Origin of the sequence: Brachyspira pilosicoli (assembly GCF_008016535.1) — a bacterium.
Lineage (GTDB): Bacteria > Spirochaetota > Brachyspiria > Brachyspirales > Brachyspiraceae > Brachyspira > Brachyspira pilosicoli_A.
The window spans coordinates 1-21,935 of record NZ_SAXY01000072.1 but is presented as its reverse complement, the minus strand read 5'-3'; the positions used below and the strand labels follow the sequence as shown (position 1 = coordinate 21,935).

At 26.3% G+C, this 21,935-nt stretch carries 18 protein-coding genes and 2 pseudogenes; 11 read left to right on the top strand and 9 right to left on the bottom strand.

From position 1 onward, the window contains the following. Positions 1 to 14: 14 nt before the first annotated feature. Positions 15 to 1,424: an alanine/glycine:cation symporter family protein gene (locus EPJ72_RS11680; protein WP_147732309.1), complete on the bottom strand. Its 1,410-nt coding sequence runs from the start codon at positions 1,422 to 1,424 to the stop codon at positions 15 to 17. A 344-nt stretch (positions 1,425 to 1,768) separates the two neighbouring features. On the opposite strand from EPJ72_RS11680, the gene EPJ72_RS11675 reads away from it, so the two are divergent. Then, positions 1,769 to 2,854 carry a glycosyltransferase family 61 protein gene (locus EPJ72_RS11675; RefSeq protein ID WP_147732308.1) on the top strand — a complete coding sequence of 362 codons (1,086 nt, stop codon included), beginning with the start codon at positions 1,769 to 1,771 and terminating at the stop codon, positions 2,852 to 2,854. Between the two features lie 419 nt (positions 2,855 to 3,273). Here the strand turns inward: EPJ72_RS11675 and aspS are convergent, their stop codons facing one another. Next, positions 3,274 to 5,034: an aspartate--tRNA ligase gene (aspS, locus tag EPJ72_RS11670; RefSeq protein ID WP_147732307.1), complete on the bottom strand. Its 1,761-nt coding sequence runs from the start codon at positions 5,032 to 5,034 to the stop codon at positions 3,274 to 3,276. 219 nt (positions 5,035 to 5,253) lie between these two features. On the opposite strand from aspS, the pseudogene EPJ72_RS13815 reads away from it, so the two are divergent. The 5 genes and pseudogenes from EPJ72_RS13815 (at position 5,254) to EPJ72_RS11645 (ending at position 10,607) form a co-directional block, all read left to right on the top strand. After that, a pseudogene (locus EPJ72_RS13815) lies at positions 5,254 to 6,184 on the top strand (transposase). A gap of 1 nt (position 6,185) precedes the next feature. After that, positions 6,186 to 6,566: pseudogene (locus EPJ72_RS13810) on the top strand (MATE family efflux transporter); the annotation flags it as partial. A 172-nt stretch (positions 6,567 to 6,738) separates the two neighbouring features. After that, the gene (locus EPJ72_RS11655; protein ID WP_147732306.1) at positions 6,739 to 8,778 is read left to right on the top strand and encodes a hypothetical protein; all 2,040 of its coding nucleotides are present in this window, start codon (positions 6,739 to 6,741) and stop codon (positions 8,776 to 8,778) included. Further along, positions 8,775 to 9,668, top strand: a complete 894-nt coding sequence (locus EPJ72_RS11650) for a glycosyltransferase family 2 protein (RefSeq protein WP_147732305.1) — start codon at positions 8,775 to 8,777, stop codon at positions 9,666 to 9,668. The genes EPJ72_RS11655 and EPJ72_RS11650 overlap by 4 nt, the downstream gene beginning before the upstream one ends. Positions 9,669 to 9,866: 198 nt before the next feature. After that, a complete protein-coding gene (locus tag EPJ72_RS11645) occupies positions 9,867 to 10,607 on the top strand; it encodes a TRM11 family SAM-dependent methyltransferase (RefSeq protein WP_147732304.1) in 741 nt (246 codons plus the stop codon). A gap of 89 nt (positions 10,608 to 10,696) precedes the next feature. On the opposite strand, the gene EPJ72_RS11640 is transcribed toward EPJ72_RS11645, so the two are convergent. The 3 genes from EPJ72_RS11640 to EPJ72_RS11630 form a co-directional block, all read right to left on the bottom strand. Continuing rightward, on the bottom strand, positions 10,697 to 11,665 hold the full coding sequence (locus tag EPJ72_RS11640) for a 3-oxoacyl-ACP synthase III family protein (RefSeq protein ID WP_147732303.1): 969 nt from the start codon (positions 11,663 to 11,665) through the stop codon (positions 10,697 to 10,699). Positions 11,666 to 11,845: 180 nt separating this feature from the next. Then, positions 11,846 to 12,655 carry a family 1 encapsulin nanocompartment shell protein gene (locus EPJ72_RS11635; protein WP_147732302.1) on the bottom strand — a complete coding sequence of 270 codons (810 nt, stop codon included), beginning with the start codon at positions 12,653 to 12,655 and terminating at the stop codon, positions 11,846 to 11,848. 50 nt (positions 12,656 to 12,705) lie between these two features. After that, positions 12,706 to 13,056: a demethoxyubiquinone hydroxylase family protein gene (locus EPJ72_RS11630; RefSeq protein ID WP_013244481.1), complete on the bottom strand. Its 351-nt coding sequence runs from the start codon at positions 13,054 to 13,056 to the stop codon at positions 12,706 to 12,708. Positions 13,057 to 13,252: 196 nt separating this feature from the next. Here EPJ72_RS11630 and EPJ72_RS11625 point away from each other — a divergent pair, with 196 nt between their 5' ends. Continuing rightward, on the top strand, positions 13,253 to 13,882 hold the full coding sequence (locus tag EPJ72_RS11625) for a lactate utilization protein (protein WP_147732301.1): 630 nt from the start codon (positions 13,253 to 13,255) through the stop codon (positions 13,880 to 13,882). Between the two features lie 44 nt (positions 13,883 to 13,926). On the opposite strand, the gene EPJ72_RS11620 is transcribed toward EPJ72_RS11625, so the two are convergent. Continuing rightward, entirely contained in the window at positions 13,927 to 14,454 is a 528-nt protein-coding gene (locus tag EPJ72_RS11620) for a hypothetical protein (RefSeq protein WP_147732300.1), read from the bottom strand. Positions 14,455 to 14,498: 44 nt separating this feature from the next. Continuing rightward, positions 14,499 to 15,473, bottom strand: coding sequence for a P1 family peptidase (locus EPJ72_RS11615; protein ID WP_147732299.1), 975 nt, complete (start codon positions 15,471 to 15,473; stop codon positions 14,499 to 14,501). A gap of 150 nt (positions 15,474 to 15,623) precedes the next feature. Here EPJ72_RS11615 and EPJ72_RS11610 point away from each other — a divergent pair, with 150 nt between their 5' ends. Both EPJ72_RS11610 and thiD read left to right on the top strand, forming a co-directional pair. Next, the gene (locus EPJ72_RS11610; protein WP_147732298.1) at positions 15,624 to 16,334 is read left to right on the top strand and encodes a response regulator; all 711 of its coding nucleotides are present in this window, start codon (positions 15,624 to 15,626) and stop codon (positions 16,332 to 16,334) included. An 18-nt stretch (positions 16,335 to 16,352) separates the two neighbouring features. Next, positions 16,353 to 17,162 (top strand): bifunctional hydroxymethylpyrimidine kinase/phosphomethylpyrimidine kinase, encoded by an 810-nt coding sequence (gene thiD, locus EPJ72_RS11605; RefSeq protein WP_147732297.1) that lies wholly within the window; start codon positions 16,353 to 16,355, stop codon positions 17,160 to 17,162. Here thiD and EPJ72_RS11600 read toward each other — a convergent pair whose 3' ends face one another. Then, positions 17,163 to 19,352, bottom strand: a complete 2,190-nt coding sequence (locus EPJ72_RS11600) for a hypothetical protein (protein ID WP_199749292.1) — start codon at positions 19,350 to 19,352, stop codon at positions 17,163 to 17,165. Between the two features lie 303 nt (positions 19,353 to 19,655). Between EPJ72_RS11600 and EPJ72_RS11595 the strand changes: the two genes are divergently transcribed. Both EPJ72_RS11595 and EPJ72_RS11590 read left to right on the top strand, forming a co-directional pair. Beyond that, complete coding sequence (locus EPJ72_RS11595) at positions 19,656 to 20,306, top strand: amino acid ABC transporter permease (protein WP_147732296.1); 651 nt, start codon at positions 19,656 to 19,658, stop codon at positions 20,304 to 20,306. Next, positions 20,290 to 21,054: an amino acid ABC transporter ATP-binding protein gene (locus tag EPJ72_RS11590; RefSeq protein WP_147732295.1), complete on the top strand. Its 765-nt coding sequence runs from the start codon at positions 20,290 to 20,292 to the stop codon at positions 21,052 to 21,054. Before EPJ72_RS11595 ends, EPJ72_RS11590 begins: the two co-directional genes overlap by 17 nt. 11 nt (positions 21,055 to 21,065) lie before the next feature. Here the strand turns inward: EPJ72_RS11590 and EPJ72_RS13535 are convergent, their stop codons facing one another. Next, entirely contained in the window at positions 21,066 to 21,392 is a 327-nt protein-coding gene (locus tag EPJ72_RS13535) for an integrase core domain-containing protein (protein ID WP_147732294.1), read from the bottom strand. Positions 21,393 to 21,935 lie beyond the last annotated feature (543 nt).

Here is a 21,935-nt window from a genome sequence, read left to right as displayed (position 1 = left end):
ACATTAATATTTAATTATTCATTGCCATTCCACTGACTAATAGCATCATCGTTAGATAAATCTGAAATAGAGTTTTTATTGAATTTAGGTTCTTTATGCTCTTTTAATTGTGATACATAATGTTTTGTAAGTAAGTATACAGGCTTATTAAGTATTATCATTATAATAATGTTTAATAAAGCCATAAACCCCATAAACATATCGCCTGCTCCCCAAATAGTTTTGAACTCTGCCAATGAACCAGCAAATACCATTACTATAGTCATAAGTCCTACTATGATATATGATGCAAAATTATCTTTTACAGCAGCAGCACCTGTTTTTATATAGAAGAAATTTCCAAGTATAGAGCTATATGAGAAAAACAATATACATACAGTGATAAATATAGAACCAAAACTTCCTAAATGTGATTCCATAGCATATTGAAATAAATTAATACCTTCTATATTTTTAACTTCTTTCATAGCCTCAGGAGATAATAAAAGTATAAAACCAGAAATAGAACATATTAATAAAGTATCTGTAAATACAGAGAACATTTGTATAAGTCCCTGTTTACAAGGGTGAGAAGTATGAGCAGCAGCAGCAGCATGGGGAGCACCTCCCATACCAGCCTCATTTGAGAATAATCCTCTTTTTAATCCGTTTGAAATTGTAATACCTATAGCACCGCCAAAAATTGCACTAGGTTTAAATGCTTGTATAAATATATTTTGAAATACTGAAGGCACTGAAGGTAAATTAGTGAAGAATATAAAAAGTCCCATTAATATATAAGGTATTGCCATAATAGGGACTATAAATACGCATGCATGTGTTATAGTGTCTCTTTTTTTACTGAATAATATTAATGCTGTAATAATTGTTAAAATAACAGCAGTAATTATTACAGACACATTATATTTTGATAAAGCATTTGATATAGTATTCGCTTGAACTCCGTTAAAAGTAGTATAAGTAAATATCATACATAAAGCAAATAGCATTGCAAGCAGAGGTTTTTTTAATTTACTTTTTATATAGAAAGAAGCTCCTCCTATAAACTTACCCATAGAATCTTTTTCTTTATATAATTGTGCGAGTGTACTTTCAGAAAAAGCTAAACTTCCTCCCAAAAGAGCCATAATCCACATCCAAAATAAAGCTCCCGGTCCGCCCGTAGAAACAGCACCCATAACACCAGTAATGTTTCCAGTACCTACTCTTGAAGCAGTACTTATACAAAAGCTTACAAACCCTGAAACTCCATCGCCTTTTTCATGTTTTGAAAATAGAAGTTTTAGAGCATGTATAGAGTGCGAAATTTGTATTCCTTTTAATATAATAGTAAAAAATACAGCTACCACAAAAAATACTGCTAAAAGCAAATATCCATACATAATATTATTTGTGTTTGTTATAATAGAATTAATAATATTCATATGCATAACCTCTTAAAAAATCATAAACATTATATTTTGAAAAATTACTAATTGTAGAATTATACAATAATATATATTATTTTTATAATTTTGTCAAAATAACTTTTTTATTTTAATATTTGTGTGGACTTGTTAATTTCATTATATTTTTGTTTAACTTACTGTGCGTTTAATATATTACAATTATTATAAACAAAATTGTTATATATAATTTTATTTATATGTATTTTAATATTATAATTTTGACAATATCTTTTATTAAAAAAAAGAAAATATAAAAGTAATTTTTGACAAAATTTTTAATTTTTAGTATATTATACTAATTATATTATTGGAGTCTTTATATGCCTATATTTGATAAATTACTTCATTCTAGTATAAGAAATAAACTTTCTCAAAAAATATATAAAGATTTACAACAGAATTCTATTGAAGCTAAAAATACAGAATATACAAACTATATACCGATAAAATATGAGTCATCAGAAAAAATAAATTATATATGTTCTATAAAAGATGGAATTGTTTATTCTGATTGGGGATTTATATTTACAAAAGAAGGTAAATTTATAAAGGATAGTTTGCCGAATCATATTTTTGATCATCTTAGTGCTTTAGCAGGAAGATTTTTATTTTTTAAATTTAGAAGAAAAATGAAAATTAAAGGAAATGTTTTTGTGTTAAAATCTCAGTGGCAAAACTATTATGGACATTGGATTCATGATATATTAGCAAGATTATTTTTGTTACAAGATTCAGGATTATTTGATAGGATAGATACTTTCATTATAAGTCAAGGATGTAAAGCTAAATTTTATAGAGAAAGTATTGAAATATTTGGAATAAAAAATATTTTAAACGTACCTGATGAAAAAAAGATAGAATGTGAGAATTTATTTTTTAGTTCATTTCCTAGTATACTTCCATCAAAGCCTTTAAAATGGGAATGTGATAAGTTTTTGGAACTTACTAAAAATTTATTACAAAAATGTACTATTAATTTTTATGATAAAATATACATAAGCCGCAGAAAAGTGAAAACAAGAAACATACTTAATGAAAAAGAATTAATTGATATACTTATTAATTTAGGATACAATATTATTTATCCTGAAGATTATTCTGTAGCGGAACAATTTTGTTTGTTTAATAAAGCTAAAAAAATAATATCTGTTTTGGGAAGCGGATTAACTAATATAGTATGTTGTACTACAGAGACTTCTGTGCTTGGAATAGTAACAGATGTACGATATGAAGATTGTCATAGAAATATATGTGATACAATAGGTATGAAATATTATGAATATGTAGAAAATAATCCTAAAAATATACATTATTTTTATAATATTAAAAATAGAGATAAGTTTAATTTTAGTATAGATTTAGATAACTTTAAAAAAGTTCTTAATGATTTTGAGAATGACATTTAAGTTATAATATTAAAAAGAAAAATAAAAAATTATTTAAAATCCCCGCCCTTTATTCTTTATTATTATATTTAAAATTATAGCTTCATCTATATTTAAAACTTAAATTATAAAAGCACGCCCGCCCAATCTTAATTAGATTTAAAAGCTATTTACCGCACGGTGAGCGAATTTTTTAATATAACAAGAATTGAATTTTTAATTTGATTATATTTTTTGTTTGGCTTACCGTGCGTTGTGAACTTTTTAAATTAAAAATCCGCTTGGGTGGGTACTATAAATTCTAATACAACAATAAAGAAATAGGAAACATAAATTGCAGATAAAATTAAAAGTATAAATGGCGGGGAATTAGAAAAAAGTTAAAAAAATAAAAGCCCCTTATAACTTTAAGAGGCTTTCTATTTACAACTTATTTATAATTATTCTTCTATGCTCAAATGAAGCTCTTCTAATTGCTCAGCATCAACAGTAGAAGGACAGCTGCTCATCAAACATTGTCCCTTCTGAGTTTTAGGGAATGCTATAACTTCTCTTATGCTATCTTGTTTTTGAAGCAGCATAATCACTCTGTCTATACCAAAAGCCATACCGCACATAGGAGGAGCACCATATTTTAAAGCATCAAGTAAGAAACCAAATCTTATTTTAGCTTTCTCTTCATCTATGCCTAAAAGTTTGAATATAGTAGCTTGTACTTTGCTGTCATATATACGCTGACCGCCTCCGCCTATTTCGTTGCCGTTTAATACTAAGTCATAAGTATCACTTCTTACTTTTAAAGGCTCGCTTTCAAGTATAGCAACATCTTCAGGTACAGGAGCAGTGAATGGGTGGTGAGTAGCTGATATTCTCTTTTCTTTGTAATCGTATTCAAATAATGGAAACTCTACTACCCATAAGAAGTTTAATTTATCTTTATCTATTAAGTTTAATTTCTCAGCAGCTCTTAATCTTAAATTACCTAAAGCATCGAATGTAACTTTTGGAGTGTCAGCAACAAAGAAGAGTAAATCACCTTTTTCTGCTTTTGTAACTTCTAATATTTTCTTTTGATTTTCCTCAGAGAAGAATTTAACGATGTTAGACTCAAGTCCTTTATCAGTAACTCTCATCCAAGCAAGACCCTTAGCACCAAATATACCAACATATTTAGTAAAGTCATCAATATCTTTTCTGCTTAATTTCTCTCCGCCTTTAGCATTCAAACATCTTATTATAAATTTATTGTCTAAAGCATTTTTAAATACGGCAAAATCACAGCCTCTAACAGCATCTTCAACATTAATAAGTTTTAATTCAAATCTAGTATCAGGCTTATCGCTTCCATACATTTCCATAGCATCATAATAATTTAATCTAGGGAAAGGAGTAGGCAAATCAATATCATAAACATCTTTAACAATATTAGCAGTAACACTTTCCATAATAGATAAAAACTCATCAGTATTAAGGAAAGAAGTTTCAATATCAACTTGAGTAAATTCAGGCTGTCTGTCTGCTCTTAAATCTTCATCGCGGAAACATTTAGCAACTTGATAATATCTCTCAAAACCGCCAATCATAAGTATTTGTTTGAATATTTGAGGTGACTGAGGCAATGCATAAAAATCTCCAGCATTTAATCTTGAAGGAACAAGAAAATCCCTAGCACCTTCAGGAGTGCTTTTGTTTAATATAGGAGTTTCAACATCTATAAAACCATTATCAGCTAAATGTTTTCTAAAAGCATTAGTTATCTGAAATCTTTTATATAAATTGTTGAATACAGTAGGTCTTCTTAAATCTAAGTATCTGTATTTTAATCTTATATCTTCACCAGTATCAATATCATCTTCAAGTAAGAAAGGAGGTGTTTCAGAAGTATTAAGAAGATCCATTTTTTCAACCATAACTTCAATTTCACCAGTAGGAATTTTAGGGTTAATCATATCTTCGCTTCTTGCTCTTACTTTACCTTCTATACTTATAACATATTCGCTTCTTAAATCCTGAGCGTCATTATGTGCTTCTTTACTTATTTCAGGATTAAATACTATTTGTACAAATCCAGTTCTATCTCTCAAATCTACAAATATTACTCCGCCATGATCTCTTCTTCTTAAAACCCAACCAGCTAGTTTTACTTCTTTGCCGATATCGTCTTTTGTTAATATTCCATTATAGGCACTTTTAAAACGCATATTAATTCCTCTTTTTTTATTGATTATTTTTTATTATAAAAAATAAGATCTATTTCTTTTTGAATAAACATAATGATTATATTATAAATAGGTATAAAAATCAATTACTTTTCTTAAATGGTATTGTTTAGGAGCCATACATATTGCACGTTTTTTTAGTTTAAAAAAGTAGGTATTCCTTATAATTTAATTAACTAAAATAAAACAAAAGGAATACCTATGAAAGAATATACTTCAAATCAAAGAAAAAAGATAGTTATAAAAATTAATAAAGTTAAGAATAAAGAAATATTAGCTTTAAAATATAAGATTAGTATTAGAACATATTACTATTGGAAAAGACAATTAGAAATTTGTTCTATTATAAACCCTAAATCTACTAAACCTAAAACTAATAAAAATAAATTGAAAGATAAAAAGATTATTAAAAGAATAATTGAGATAAGAAAATTATACGGTTATGGTAAATTAAAAATAAAAAAACAATTAGAGTTAGAAGACATTAAAGTAGGAACAACAGCAATAGAAACTGTTCTAAAAGAACATAATTTGTATAGGAGCAAAAAGAAAAAAAATTAAGAGGAAGCATAAAGGAAAACATGCAATTTATATCAAGGAAGCAGGAGAAAATGTACAAATAGATGTCAAATATGCTTTTTTTGGTGAAATACGTTATTATCAGTTTACTGCTGTAGATGTAGCTACTAGAATGAGCTTTAGATATTTATACGATGAAAAAAGTCCATACAGTACCATTGATTTTATGAAACGGCTTATAGATTATTTTCCTTTTAGAATACATTGTATTCAAACAGACAATGGTATAGAATATACTTATCGCTGTATTAATACCTCTAAAATAAATATTTTTGATGAATACTGCTTAAAAAATAAATTAGAGAGGAGATATATTCCTATAGCAACACCAAGATACAATGGTGTAGTAGAAAGAGTACACGGTATAGACGAAAGAGAATTTTATTCACGATTAAATAAAAATATAACTGTAGAATTATTAAGAGAAAAATTAAAAGAATATACACATTTTTATAACAATCAAAGATTGATTTCTTCGTTATTGTATATTACAATCAAAGAAAGAATCAAAAATATTATAGCAAGTAAAAGTACAATATCTATGGCTCCATGACATAATTTTATCAACTAGCATTTCTGTTATAGTTTACATAATTACATATGTATTTGCTAATGAAATAACTTATATTTTTAATAGAGATAATGTTGAAAAATTACAAAGAATATCTGTTAATGGACTTCGCATATATTTTACAGCTTTTATATTTGTTGGATATAATATTGTTACTTGTGTATATTTCTCTGCTAAGGATAAAGCCAAGCCCGCATTTATAATATCTATATTAAGAGGTTTTGTATTCATAATGCCTTCAATATTTATTTTATCAAGTGTTTTTAATATGACAGGAGTATGGCTATCTTTTCCATCGGCAGAGATTTTGACTAGTATTTTTTCTTTTGTATTTTTTCTTAATAAGAATAAATCTTATAATTGACAAGGGTTGTTTTTATAGTATAATGCTATAAAGTAATGGATATACATATGCAAACAAACAAACATTTCTATACAATCTCAAGTTTTACTCTCTTAAACAAATTTATACTTGTTGCAAAAAATATTTTGTTAAATCTAAATATAACCTTTATTATATTCTGTGGGAGTAATTTATGAAAAAGAAATATTTATTATTAAAAATATATCTTTCATTATTAATACTTTGTATTATAACTTTAATAGTTTTTTCGCTATTAGGGAAAAAAACAAGAGTAGGTTATATATCTGAATTTAAATTTGATGAATTACATATTAATAGAACTTTAGAAATTAATAATTTAGAAAATATAAAAAATAATTTTTACAAAGATAATGTACTTGATGATAAAGCTATAACAGAATATATATACACAAATAAATCTATAACCAAATATAGTTATGGATTTAAAATGCAATATTATGATAAAATTTTTAGACATAGTGATATATACAACGTATATCCTGATCTTAAAAAGTTATTGAAGATAATGATTTTTATAGAAAATATATATATGAGTTCAGATGGAAGTCCTTTTGGCTATTTAATATCTACTAAAATAATAGATTTTGAAAAGATTGATAATGTAAATTATATTCTAAAAATGAAAACTAATTTAGTATCACAATTTATAATATTCAATTTGTTAATCATTTTTTTGCTTTTATTTACAAAATATTATTTTATTTATGAAAATAATATTAATGTATATCAATACAAAATTAATCTTAATAAGAAAGATTATTTATTCATATTAGTTACATTTTTTTCTATATTGTCAATATTTTTATTACAATTATATATATATTTTCCAGGATATTTTAAAGGTTGGGATAATATAGATATAATTATATCTGGATATAATAATAAGTACTGGAATGGACATCCTGTATTTAATCAAGTAACTTTATCTTTTTTATATAATTTATTTGGATATAGTCCTTCATATTTTTTCATTATAAATTTAATATGTTGGTATTTAGGATTATTTATCATCATAATATCCTTATATCTAAAATATAAAAATATATTTTTCTATTTTTTAATATTAATATCTTTCATTGGCAATATATGGTTTGCTAATAACTATCAAATAAAAGATATTACAGCAGTAAATTATTTTTGGTTATCAGCCTCAATTATATTATTTTATTTATTAATACCAATTAAAAATAATTTTATTATATTAATAGTTGGATTATTTATATTAATTCTATCTATGATTTCAAGACATAATATGATAGTTACTGTTTATCCTTTATTTATATTAGTTACATTTATCATCTTGAATAAGAAAAAAATTACTAACATAAGATCATATATATTGATGTTTTTTAATTTGATGTTGATATTTGCTATATTATTAGTATTAATATTTAAGTATCAACCTACTTTATGGATAAAAAGTTCTTCATTGTATTCAGGATTTACACAACATTTATATTATTTACCAATATCAGCATGTGCCGCATTGTCAAATGATGAAGATGTTATACCAAAACAATGGTATAGAGAAGGAATAGATTTTGATTATATTAAAGAATTTTATTTAAAAAATAGCATTAATGCTGATGCTTTTGGTTGGGGTGGTGTATCAACAGTATTTATTAACGATATATCCCAAAATGAAGTACAAAAAGTATTTTTTAAAGCTATATTTAAACATCCTATTAGTTGGTTAAAACATATAACTAATTTTGGAAAACATATATTACTTTTAAAAAATAATTTTAGAATGAATTTTAATGAATACTCTAATTTCTATTCTGATCGTTTAAATCAAGCAGGAATTCAGAGTTATATAAGAAAAATTTCTAACTTAAATATAACATTATTTACATTCTTTTATAAATATTTAATAGATATCAATCTATATATATTTTTATTTTTAGATTTATTAATATTTATTATATTATTATGTTTGATTATCATCAATAAAAATTACATAAAAAACTATATTTTTATTTTTTGTATGTCCATTTGTATTTCATCTATAATGACAGCATTAATAGTTATAATATTTAGCCCAGTAATTAATTTAAGATATATATATATTATAGTTCCAATTTCTATAATGTCTTTAATATCATTTATTACATTTATTAATGATATAGGTGGATTCAAAAAATTCTTCACAGAATTGAAATTTATTAAATCATTTGGAAATAAAAAATGAAAATATCAGCTATAATACCTTGTTATAACGAGGAAATTACAATAAAACAAGTTATAGAAGATATAAAAAAATATTCACCTGAATGTGAGATTTACGTATTTGATAATAATTCTACAGATAATTCATATGATATAGCAAAAGAAACTGGGGTTATAGTAAAGAAAGTTATGTATCAAGGTAAAGGTGAAGTAGTAAGGCAAGCTTTTTCTATTGTTGATAGCGACATTTATATACTTATAGATGGTGATAATGAATGCGATGCTTCTGCTATTCCAAGATTAGTTAATTATTTGATTGATTATGATATGGATATGGTTACAGTGGTTCGTAAAGCTGGTAAATATAGAAAAGGTCATTCTTTTGGTAATAAAATGCTTACTGGTTTTGCTAAATTTTTATTTGGCAATAATGTTAATGATATATTAAGCGGATACAGAGTTTTTTCACGCCAATTTGTAAAAACCTTTCCTTGTACTTCTAGAGGTTTTGAAATAGAAGCAGAGCTTACAATTTTTGCTATGCAGATGCGTTTGCAGATAGGAGAGTTAGAAGCAGAGTATAAAAGCAGACCAGAAGGTTCTTTTTCTAAACTTAATACTTTCAGAGATGGTTTTAGAATATTAGGCCTTATGATTTATCTTCTTATGACAGAAAAGCCAATAGTATTTTGGTGGATAATAGCTGCTATATTTGCTTTATTTGGCTTTTATTACGGTACTCCTGTAATAATATCATTTATAAAAGTTGGTTTTGTATCTATTGCTACATCAGTGCTTGCTACAGGTTTTATATTATTGTCTGGTATAAGTATTATTACAGGATTAATAATGAATGCTATAAGAAAAGTAATATCAGAAAATAGAAGATTTAAATATAATTCAATAAAATGAAATAAGGGATAAAACTTAATGATTAAATTTTACCCCTTATTTATATTATTACAAATTATATATTACATATCTACAACTAAATTTTATTTTATATAATCTCCTGATAAAAAATATTGTTTTATATAGTAAAGTCAATAAAAATATGTTTTACAATAGTTTATACTTGTTAATATAGTTTTATAGTGTATAATGAGAAAAATGAAAAAGAAAATAGAATTACAAACTACAACTCTTTGGGATTATCCTTCCCAGCAATATTTAAAAAGTGAGGAAGAAAAACATAAACATTATATAGGAGCAACACCTTCATATATAATATGGAATTTATTAAATAGATACACAAAAGAAAAAGATTTGGTAGTAGACCCCATGGCTGGAAGCGGTACAACTGTTGATGTGGCAAGAGAATTAGGCAGAAGAGCTTTGGGTTATGACATTAATCCAAAAGCATTAGAAAGAAAAAATATTTTTAGAGCCGATGCTAGAAAGATACCTATAGAAGATGAAAAAGTTGATTTTGTATTTATAGACCCTCCTTATAGCACGCATATAAATTATTCTAATGAAAAAAATTGTATAGGTAAATTAACAGCAAAAACAGATGAGTATTATAATGCTATGGAGAAAGTGATATCTGAAATATTTAGAATAATGAAAAAAGATAGGTATATGGCTTTATATGTTTCAGATTCTTATGAGAAAGATTATCCATTTATGCCTATAGGTTTTAAGCTGTTTGAGATTATGAGTAAATATTTTATGCCTATAGATATAGTTTCTGTTGTGAGGCATAATAAAAGTTTAAATAAGGGTAATTATCATTTATCTGCTATAGAATATAATTATTATTTAAGAGGTTTTAATTATCTTTTTATAATGTACAAAAAAGGAAATAAAACCATAGATAAAAATGGAAAAGTTCATTTAAGAAATTTGTGAAATCAATATTTTTATGAAATGTTTTATTAGAAAATAAAAGGACAGCTTTTATTAAGCTATCCTTTTTATATTATTTGTAAAAGGTCTTATTACCAAATCATTAAAGTAGACCCCCAAGTAAATCCGCCGCCGAATCCTGTAAGAAGAACTAAATCACCATCATTAATTTTATTGTTATCCAAAGCATCAGTTAGAGCTAATCCTATACTTGTTGAAGAAGAGTTTCCAAATTTATTTAATATCACACTTACCTTTTCCATAGGAAGTCCTATTCTTTTAGCAACAGCCTGCATAATTCTTAAATTAGCCTGATGCGGTACAAAATATTTAACATCAGTTAATTTCTTTCCAGTAGATTCTAAAACTTTATCTATACTATTAGAAAACTCAGTAACAGCTCTCTTAAAAGTTTCAGAACCTTCCATATATATTTTATACTCGGGAGCATCTACATTGTCTGCTTTTATAGGGCAAGCACTTCCGCCGTTAAGTACAATACTCATATCAGGCTCACTTTGCATATGCATGCCTATTATTCCTTTTCCGTCTTCTCTTGTTGTTATTAATGAAGCAGTAGCAGCATCTCCAAAAAGAATAGCAGTTCCTCTATCTTTCCAGTTAATATCTTTAGTAAGTTTTTCACTACAAACTATAAGTATATTTTTACATTGTCCGCTTTCTATTAATGAAGCAGCTGTGTTTAATGCATATATATATCCAGAACAAGCAGCAGATAAATCTAAAGCAAAACAATGATTAAGTCCTAATGTTTTTTGCAATTGTCCTGCCATAGATGGAAATATATAGTCTTTTGTTACAGTAGGAACTAATATAGCATCAACATCTTTTAAATCCACGCCTTTTTTCTCTAAGTTTCTAACAGCATTAAGTCCCATTTCAAAAATAGTTTCATCTGGCCTTGCCATACGTCTTGTTTCTATACCTGTACGAGTTACTATCCATTCGTTATTTGTATCTAATATGCTTTCAAAATATTTGTTGTCTAATATTTTTTCTGGTACATAATAGGCTATGTTTTTAATATACGCTCTTTTCATTGTAGGCTCCAATTTAAATATACTTTTCTAGTGTAGAATATATTTCTTTTTTTAAAAAATGATATAGTTATTAATAACTATTTTTTAGCTGAATTATTATTATTTTGATATTTACACAAAAAAGCAAAAATAAGTTATATTACTTACTTTTGCTTCTTTCGTTTAAAAATTATCGGGGTATCATTCTAACACAACAATAGCATCAGGTTCTTTAATTCTAGGCAACACTGTTTCCATAATTCTAAAAGTATGATTAAGGTCTTTTTGCTCTAAATAAGCAGTAGACATATCAACACCAATAGCCAAATCTATATATTGAGGCTCTACACATATAATAGCAGCTTTCTTACCTTTTATTGTAGGTATATTAAATAAATTATGAATCATATTAGTTATTCTTTGAGCTTCAGTCATTCCAGTGCCTTGCTGTATTCTCTGTAAGTCAAAAAATAATCCCTGACTCAAAGCTAATACTATTCTTCCAACTATTCCTTTTTCTCTAATCATATTAATAGCTTTCACAATATCAATATAAGGGTTTTCACCAGCAGACCAATCACCAATTTTTAGTTTTTGTACGCCTTTAGTGTTCAGTATTCCTGTAACTCCGACAAACTCATTGCCATAAAAAATTAATTCATCTTCTTTATTTGAAAGAGTTTGTGCTGCAAATGATGTTACAGATAAATCTAAAGGCATTTTATTTTTTTCATTATTTTCTATATCTCTCCAAAGAAGAGTAAAGTCTTGATATAATTGCGGAAGTTCCACAGAATGCCTTCCAGAAGTTTTCACTATACCATCTTGAAAAACTTCTTCTCTGTCATTTCTATCATATTGCACGCTTATACTGCCAGAACCTAAAGGTCCATATATACTTAAAAATCTTCTTCCTATTAAAGTTCTGCTTGCAGTTTCTATTACTGTTTTATCTATTTTACTCCAAAAGTCGCTGTCAAAAGGCGAACCATCTCTTGCTAAAAAGTCCATATATTCTCCTTTTTTAAATTTTATTGTATACTATATTATTATAGTAATAATTATTCTTTTTTCAAACTTCCTACTGTAAGACCTGATAAATCTGGTTCTTTTATTCCCAATTCTTCCATCATCTCTTTTACTTCCATTTCTCCAGAAGCAAAATGTTCAGCCTCTTTAGGGTCTAAATGTCTTAAAAGAGCCATAAGTTCACCAACATGGGCTTTCTCTTCATCTCTAATATCAGCTAAAACTGCCTTAGCAACAGGGTCATCTGTAGCCATACAATGAGCATCATATAAATATATAGCCTCCAATTCGCCAGCTATATCCAATCTCACAGCCTGTATCAATTCTTCTTTACTAATTTTTCTTTCAACATTTGCATTAAACGGGTTTGCAAAACTAGGCATATTTTCCTCCTTTGAAATACCTAATTATATTAATACAATAAATTACTTATTAATATTAATTACTAATAATGAGTATAGTATAAAAAATTATAAAAGTCAACATATAAAACAGATATAAAAAGAAAAAATGATATATATTTACAAATATTTTTATATTAAGTATAATTTATGTTAAATTATATTATGGAGTTTTTTTATGACAGTTCAAGAAGAGTATTTTAATAATTTATCTGCTATATTAAAAACAAATTTTAATAAAAAAGGTTTTGCTTTTGATAGTTTTGCAAACAAAGAAGAGTCTAAAAAGTTTTTACTAAGTCAAATAAAAAAAGATGATGTTATAACATTCGGCGGAAGCACTAGTGTTAATCAGATAGGTATATTAGAAGATTTAAAAGGATATAAAAATTTTATAGACAGAAACAACAAAGAATTAAAAAGAGATGCAGAGATTAAGGCATTTACTGCTGATGTTTATTTATGTTCTGCTAATGCTTTAAGTAAAAATGGTGATGTTATTGCTATAGACGGAGGCGGAAATAGGGTTTCTGCTATGATTTACGGACCAAAAAAAGTTTATTTAGTTGTAGGAAGAAATAAGGTTGCCAACACTCAGCAAGATGCATTAAAGAGAGCTAAAGATTTTGCTGCTTCACAAAACTCTATAAGATTTAAAGTAAATAATCCTTGCAGTGTAGGTGATATGATATGTAATGAGAATTGCGATATAGAAGAGAGATTATGTGCTTATACTGTTATTATAAATAAATGCCATATAAAAAACAGAATACATATATTATTTATAAATGAAGAATTAGGTTTTTAATTTATTAAAAATTATAGGGCTTTAAGTTTGCTAAAAGTTTTTATTTAATCATATACTTTTTCAGTGATATTAAAAGTTCCGTAAATATTTACTTTTGTAGATTTATTAGCCTCTATAATTGTTTTATCGAATGCTTCTATATTAAAACTTACACTTCCTTCGCAGTTGCCATTTACTTCTAAAATATTTCCATTATCATAAAAATTAAGTATTATATCTCCCTTTGCTGAAACTGTTGAGATATTAGGTATAATGTATTTTGTGATATTATCCACTATTTTGTATTGACTGCTTGATTTTCTTATAATATTTTTTTTATTTACTTCTACATCTGTGTCTGTATCTATTCCTATTATTAATGATGTTGGTATTACGGATATAATATTTCCAGATTTTGAAATTTCTATTTTAAAATTTTGTAAATGCACTTCTCCTGCTGCATCAGAATATGCAATCAATGTTCCATAATATATTCCTGCATAATCATCTATGTTTTTATATTGATTATTGCTTATATTATTACTGAAAGCTAATGTTGTAAGTATTAATATAAAAATAAATATTTTTTTCATCAATTTAAATATATCAATTTAATATACTAATTTAATAAAAATAATTAAAAAATATCATTATATGCTTTTAGCCCATAAGCAGCACAAGTATTTTTTACAGCATTGTTAATAGCCCTTCCCATTACAATAGCAGCCAAACTTCCAACCGCATCAATACTCGCCTTAATATCTCCAACAGACATAGCATAAATACTATCCCCGTCTAATGTAGTGTGTACTGGCTTTATGGTTCTAGCAAAACCATTATGAGCCATAGAAGCTATTTTACCCATTTGTGTTTTTGTAAACTTAGCATTTGTTATAATAGTTCCTATTGTTGTATTTTCTACCAAATTGCTTGTAAATGATATCTCTTTATCTCTTGTTAGTTTTATTAATTCCTCTTCAGAGCTTCTAAACTTTTTTTTGTTTTCACTCAAAAGCCCCGCTAATTTTTCTCCTGTGTCATAATCAAATATATCCCCAAAAGCATTAACTGAAACAACAGCCCCAACTTTTACCCCATCAACTTCTAAAGCATAAAAACCTAATCCAGATTTCATCGCATAATCAGCACCCAATATCTTACCAACAGATGCCCCAGTCCCTGCCCCATAATTTCCCATTTTTGGATTATTATTCTGAGCATCAATACAAGCATTGTAACCCATTTCTATATCAGGACGAACCTTATAATCGCCAATACGTAAATCAAATATACAAGACTCGCAAACCAAAGGCACTTTAGTAACCCCTACATCAAAACCAATATTCCTCTCTTCAAGATACTTCATAACTCCTCCCGAAGCATCAAGCCCAAAAGCACTGCCGCCGCTTAATAGTACAGCATGTATAATTTCTGTAGTTGCAAATGGTTTTGTAAGTTCGCTTTCCCTCGAAGCAGGGCCTCCTCCGCGTACATCAAGAGAAGTATTAGCACCGCGTTCGCATATTATTACAGTGCAGCCTGTAGCAGCTTCTATATTTTGAGCGTTTCCTATTTTTATATTTTCTATATCTGTGATTTTTATTTCTTTCATTATGTTACCCTTAATTCAGTATTAGTTTATTATTAGTTATTAAACTATGCATTAAATACCTGTTTGATAATTATAACATAATTTAGTTTTTTTTCTTGATTTTAATTTTAACTATCTTATAATTAATATATAGGCAAATGGAGGTGCTTTATGAGGGTATTAGTTTACGATTCCAATCGTATTATAAGAGATAACATTACAACAATACTGCTTATGCAAGGCTATGATGTTGTTGCTGTAAAAGATAAAAGACATATACTTTCAACTTGTTCAAAAATGCCTTTCTCTATTGCCATTATAGAAACCTCGCCTTATGATGAAGAAGTCAATAATATTTTAGAAAAAATGCATGATAATAATATATATAAAAATGTTAAAGTTTTAATTTATGTATCAGAAATTATACCGGGGTTTGTTTCTAATATGTTTAAAATAGGTATAGCTGGAATATTATTTAAACCATTTAATGAAAAAGATTTTTTTAATAGATTTTCAAGCATATTGTCTAAATCTAATTTGCTTCCTAAGAGAATAAAATATACTATAATTAACAATGTAAATCATGATATAGTTTTTAGGCATGAAGAAAGTAAACAGATAGTGCGTGCTATGATATTAGGTATATCTGCGAGGGGAATAAGATTTTTAATACCAAATGAGAATATTCATCTTAATGTGGGATATAATATACCGCTTACTTATATGTCTATAGGTTCTTATAAGATGACATTTTCTCTAAATATTATAGAAGTAGTAGGCAAAGAATATATTGGATTATTTGAAAATATATCTTCTTTTGACCATAAAGTAATTTGTAAGTTTATATACGAAAAATATATAGAAAAAAATTTAGTATCTTAAGTGTCAGGATTTTTTATTATGATTAAGACTTTAACAATAGCCGGTTTTGATGGTTCAGGAGGAGCTGGCATACAGGCCGATTTAAAAGTGTTTTCTGCTTTGGGCTGTTATGGAATGTGTGTATTAACTGCATTGCCTGTACAGAATACTCAAGGGGTGAGAAGTTGTTATGAGATAGATATTAAGGCTATAGAAGAGCAGCTATATTGTATATTTGATGACATAATTCCAGATGCCATAAAAATAGGAATGCTGTTTAATAATGATATAATAAAACTTGTTGCAAACTTCTTAGAGAATAATGCTAAAAATATACCTATAATAGTTGATCCTGTTATGGTTGCTAAGAGCGGGGACAGGCTTCTTTTGGAGGATGCAGTTGAGAGCTTAAAAAAATATATTATACCGCTTTCTACAGTAATTACTCCGAATATACCAGAGGCAGAGGACATCACTAATAAAAAAATTGTTACAGATGAGGACATGATTAATGCTGCTAATGATATACTCAAAATGGGGGCAAAAAATGTAATGCTTAAGGGAGGGCATTTAGACGGAAAGCTTTCAAGAGATTTATTTATAAACTCTAAAGAGCGTGAGTTTCTTGATGCTGTTAGAATAGACACTAAAAATACTCATGGCACAGGATGCACATTATCTGCTGCTATTTGCTCTTATATTGCTCATGGAAAAACACCATTAGAATCTTGTATTTTAGCTAAGGATTATTTATTTAATGCCTTAGAGTCTGCTAAGGTTGATAGTGTTGGTAGGGGTCATGGACCTGTTAATCATTTCTATGAGCTTTGGAAATATTTAAAGTTTTAATTAGTTATTTTCTAAATCGCTTATTAATTCATAATAATACTTTTTGCCTTGAAATATATCCTGTGATAATATTTTTTGAGCATTCTCATATTTAAAAATTTCAGAGCTTTCATCAACATTATTTTCTAATATTATAGAGTTGTTAGTGACTTTATAATATTTATGATATGTGCTTATATTATTATTAATCTCTTCTTTATAAAGCAATGAAATTACAGAGTTTTTATAATTTGTAACTCCTGCATTAATAGCTATAAACATTGGTATATTTTCTGGCATTAGATTTATAGCTGGTTTGTATGCTCCATTAGTGCCGTCCCATATAAGAATTGGGCTTGGGCTATTATCTTCTAAAAAACTTCTCTTTATATTTTCATCTATAGTTGAACGCTCTACTATTGCCCTTAAATAAGGATATAAATGGTCATGTTTGAATATTATTAATGCATTTGGCGAATGTTTTAGTATAGTATCTCTAATTTTTATTATCTCTATTGATGTCATTACAGAGTTATCTATTGTTTCTAATAAATTTACTCTATCATTACCGTTAAAATAATTCATAAACTTTTTATTTTTTTCTGCTATATTAAAATCATTTTCTATATGTGAATCTGTGTGTCCCAAAATTGTAAAGCCAGATACAAATAGTGGTTGTTTCAAATTATTTATATTAGTTTCTAAGTATTTGTTTATATTTGTGATGTTTAGTCCGAATATTGAATTGCTGAAGCCTATTGATGGGTAGAAAGTTTTAAGATTGTATGTGTTTAATGCTTCTTCTAATGCTAATGTGCAGTATCCATTTTCATTTAAAAGTCCTATTAAGGTTTTATCTATTTTTTCTGATTGAGTTTTTGGATATAATGGGCTTGAAGCAGTAAGTCCTGATAATCTTGCATAAAAACTACCGTTGTTAACATTTGGTGCTATTTTTTTTGAGCTGTTTGCCCACTTTCTATATTCTCTTGGGAATGGGTCTTTATTAAATAGCTTTACAAAATGAGAATAATCATAAAAAGATTCTAAAAATATTAAAAATATATCTCTTTTGTTTTCACTATCTTGTAATAATAAATTTGATAAATCTCTTTTTTCTTCATATGTTTTTAATAAGTTTATGGAGTTTAATACCAATTCTTTATTTGGTTTTATGTTGTTCATTCTATCATAATTTATTCTATAATTGAGTGTATATATTATTCCTCTTTTATTTGCATTTCTTAAAAAATCTATGCTCCACATTTCTATTTTGTTTGGTCTTAAAAATAAAATATATGATATAGATATTATTAATAACATCATCATTATTGCATTCAATTTTTTCATCTTAAACATTTTGTATAGATTATATATAAACAAAAATAATAATATTAGCAAAGAAGAGAAATATATTATGCTTGATATTATTGTTATAATTTTCATTTGTATAGTAAGCACTGTTATAAGCGAAGAGTATAAATTAGGCATATCAGAAAATAATACAACCATATCTAACACGCTTAATGCAATAATTTCTATTACAAAAAAAGAGAAGTTCGTTATTATACAAAATAGTATTGTAAAAATTATCCTGTGATTTTTTATATGCACACAATTTGGTATATAAGACAATAAATTATAGGATATTATTATAAATAAATAAGAATATAATATATCATAAATATTTGTTTGCAATTTTAGCATTGAATATAACGGAAGAATTAATTTAGTTAATAGAAAATAAAGCAGTATATGTATTATTAAAAGAAGTATATATATTTTATAATTGTTTATTATGTTTGGTATTATATATAAATAAACTATAGGAAATATTAATATTATAAAAATAAAAAATATAAAAACTTCTTTTTTTAATTTTAATTTATACTGAATATCTATTTTATCATCAAAGTCTAAATTATTATATGATGTCAATTTATATGATAGATTTTTTTGATTGAGAACATGATCTGTATCATAATTAAAATATGGATATACCATAAATATTTTATTATTCTTAAAAAACTTATTATCGTAGTAGTTTATTTTGCAATTATAATTATTGTCAGATACTTTTTTAAAACTTGACAAATAAGCTGTTCTTTCTATATTGCAAAGAATATATAATATGCATAAAGATAAAAATATCAATGATATTAGTATAGAGTATATTATTAAGAATTTTTTATTTATTAAATTTTTTATCATATTTACAAATATTTAGTGTTCTATTATAGATTATTAATAAAGTTGTTTGTTTAGATAATAAAACATATATATTTAAAAAAAATAAAAACTATTAAATTTAAAATTACAAAAAATTACTATTATAAATTTTATTATATGGGGGGGTATATTGTTATAAGCCAATTTTTATTTAAAAAATATTAATTTTTTTTAAAAACAACATTTTTATTAATAGTATTTTAATAAATGTATTGATATTTTTATGAATGGTATTATACTATTATGAATAGTATTACTATAAATATATTTGTAAAGTTTTGAGATATGGAATACATAATAGCTACAACAATTTATTTATTAAAAGGTACATATGTTACAATAAGCCTTTATTTAATTACAGCATTATTTTCTGTGCCATTGTCTATAGTTTTAGCGGCATTGCAATTTAGTGCTCCAAAGTTTATAAAATATCTTTTTGATGTTTATACTTGGCTTTTTAGGGGAACTCCTTTAATACTTCAATTAATATTTTTCTATTATGGTATTCCGCTTATCACTAACAATAAAATAGCTTTACCGGCATTTACTTCTGCTGCTATTACTTTTATTATTAATTATGCTTCTTATCTTATAGAAATATTTAGAGCTGGTATAGAAAGTATTGATAAGGGTCAGTATGAGGCAGCTTATGCACTTAATTTGAATTATAGACAAATAATGACTAGAATTATACTTCCTCAGGCTATAAGAAAAGTATTGCCTCCTCTTTCAAATGAAGCTATTAGCTTAATAAAAGACACATCATTAGTAATAGTTCTTGGAATAGGCGATTTAATGCTTTATGCAAGACAGATTTTAACTAGAGATTTTAAGCTTATACCTTTTGTAATAGCAGGAATAATATATTTAGTATTTACATTTATTGTAGTTGCTATTTTTAGAAATTTGGAGAAGAAGTATGTCATTAGAAGCTAATTTACAATTACAAGTTATTGATTTAAAAAAGAAATATAAAGAATCTGCTGCTGTTAATGGTGTAAGTTTTACAGTAAATAGAGGGGATATAGTTTCTATTATAGGACCTTCTGGTGCTGGAAAGAGTTCGCTTCTCAGAAATATTATACAAATAGATAGACCTGATTCTGGTGAAGTTTATATAGATAATGAACCTTTATTTTCAAATAATATTACTATATCCAAAGAAGATTTTATCAAGAGAAAAGAAAAGATAGGAATGATATTTCAGCACTTTAATTTATTTCACCACAAGACTGCTTTAGAGAATATCATAGAAGCACCAATCATTGTAAAGAAGCAAGATAGAGATGAAGCAATAGAAGAGGGATTAAAGTTGCTAGATATGGTTGGTCTTAAAGATAAAAAAGACAGTTATCCAAGTGAACTTTCTGGTGGGCAAAAACAGCGTGTTGCAATAGCTAGAGCTTTAGCAATGAAGCCTGAGATACTTTTATGCGATGAGCCTACTTCTGCATTAGACCCTGAACTTATAGGGGAGGTTTTAGCTGTACTTAAGGGACTTGCTAAAGAAAAAATGACTATGATTATAGTAAGCCACGAGATTAGTTTTGTAAGAGAGCTTTCTACAAATATAGCATTTATGGATAGTGGTAAAATCATTGCTATGGATAATTCTGAAAACTTCTTCAATAATCAAAACAATGAAAGAATTAAAGAGTTTTTAAGTAAAATATTTCATAATTGATTTTTTATGTGTCATGGAGCCATAGATATTGTACTTTTACTTGCTATAATATTTTTGATTCTTTCTTTGATTGTAATATACAATAACGAAGAAATCAATCTTTGATTGTTATAAAAATGTGTATATTCTTTTAATTTTTCTCTCAATAATTCTACTGTGATATTTTTATTTAATCGTGAATAAAATTCTCTTTCGTCTATACCGTGTACTCTTTCTACTACACCGTTATATCTTGGTGTTGCTACAGGAATATATCTCCTCTCTAATTTATTTTTTAAGCAGTATTCATCAAAAATATTTATTTTAGGAGTATTAATACAGCGATAAGTATATTCCATACCATTGTACGTCTGTATAGCTTGTATCTTAAAAGGTGAAGTTTTTAAGACATATTTTAAGAAAGATAAAGCACTATAAGGTGTTTTATCCTCATAGATTTGCCTCCAACTATAACGAGCAGCTAAATCTACAGCAGTGAATTGATAAACTGTTTTTCTGCCTAATTTGATATATTTAGTGTCTATTTGAACTATTTTGCCCTCTTTTTGTATTTTAGAGACAAATTTTCGTTTATCATATCGCTTCTTTTTCTTTTTTGTTTTATATCTCCAAAGATTATTTCTTTTTAGTACATTAGACTTGTTTCAAAAGTACTTGACAAATCAATTTATAGTTTCAAAGAAGTAAGAATTATGTTAATATATTCGTAAAAAAGGATTTTATAAAAATGATTGATTGTCAAAGTGTGATTGGTTTAAAAAAACATATTTATTTCTTTTAGAAGAATTAAGAAAAGTATATAAAGGTTTTAATAATGGCAGACCAAGAAAACTTTCTTTGGAAACTATGCTTTTTATCACTTTTATATATTTTAAACAATA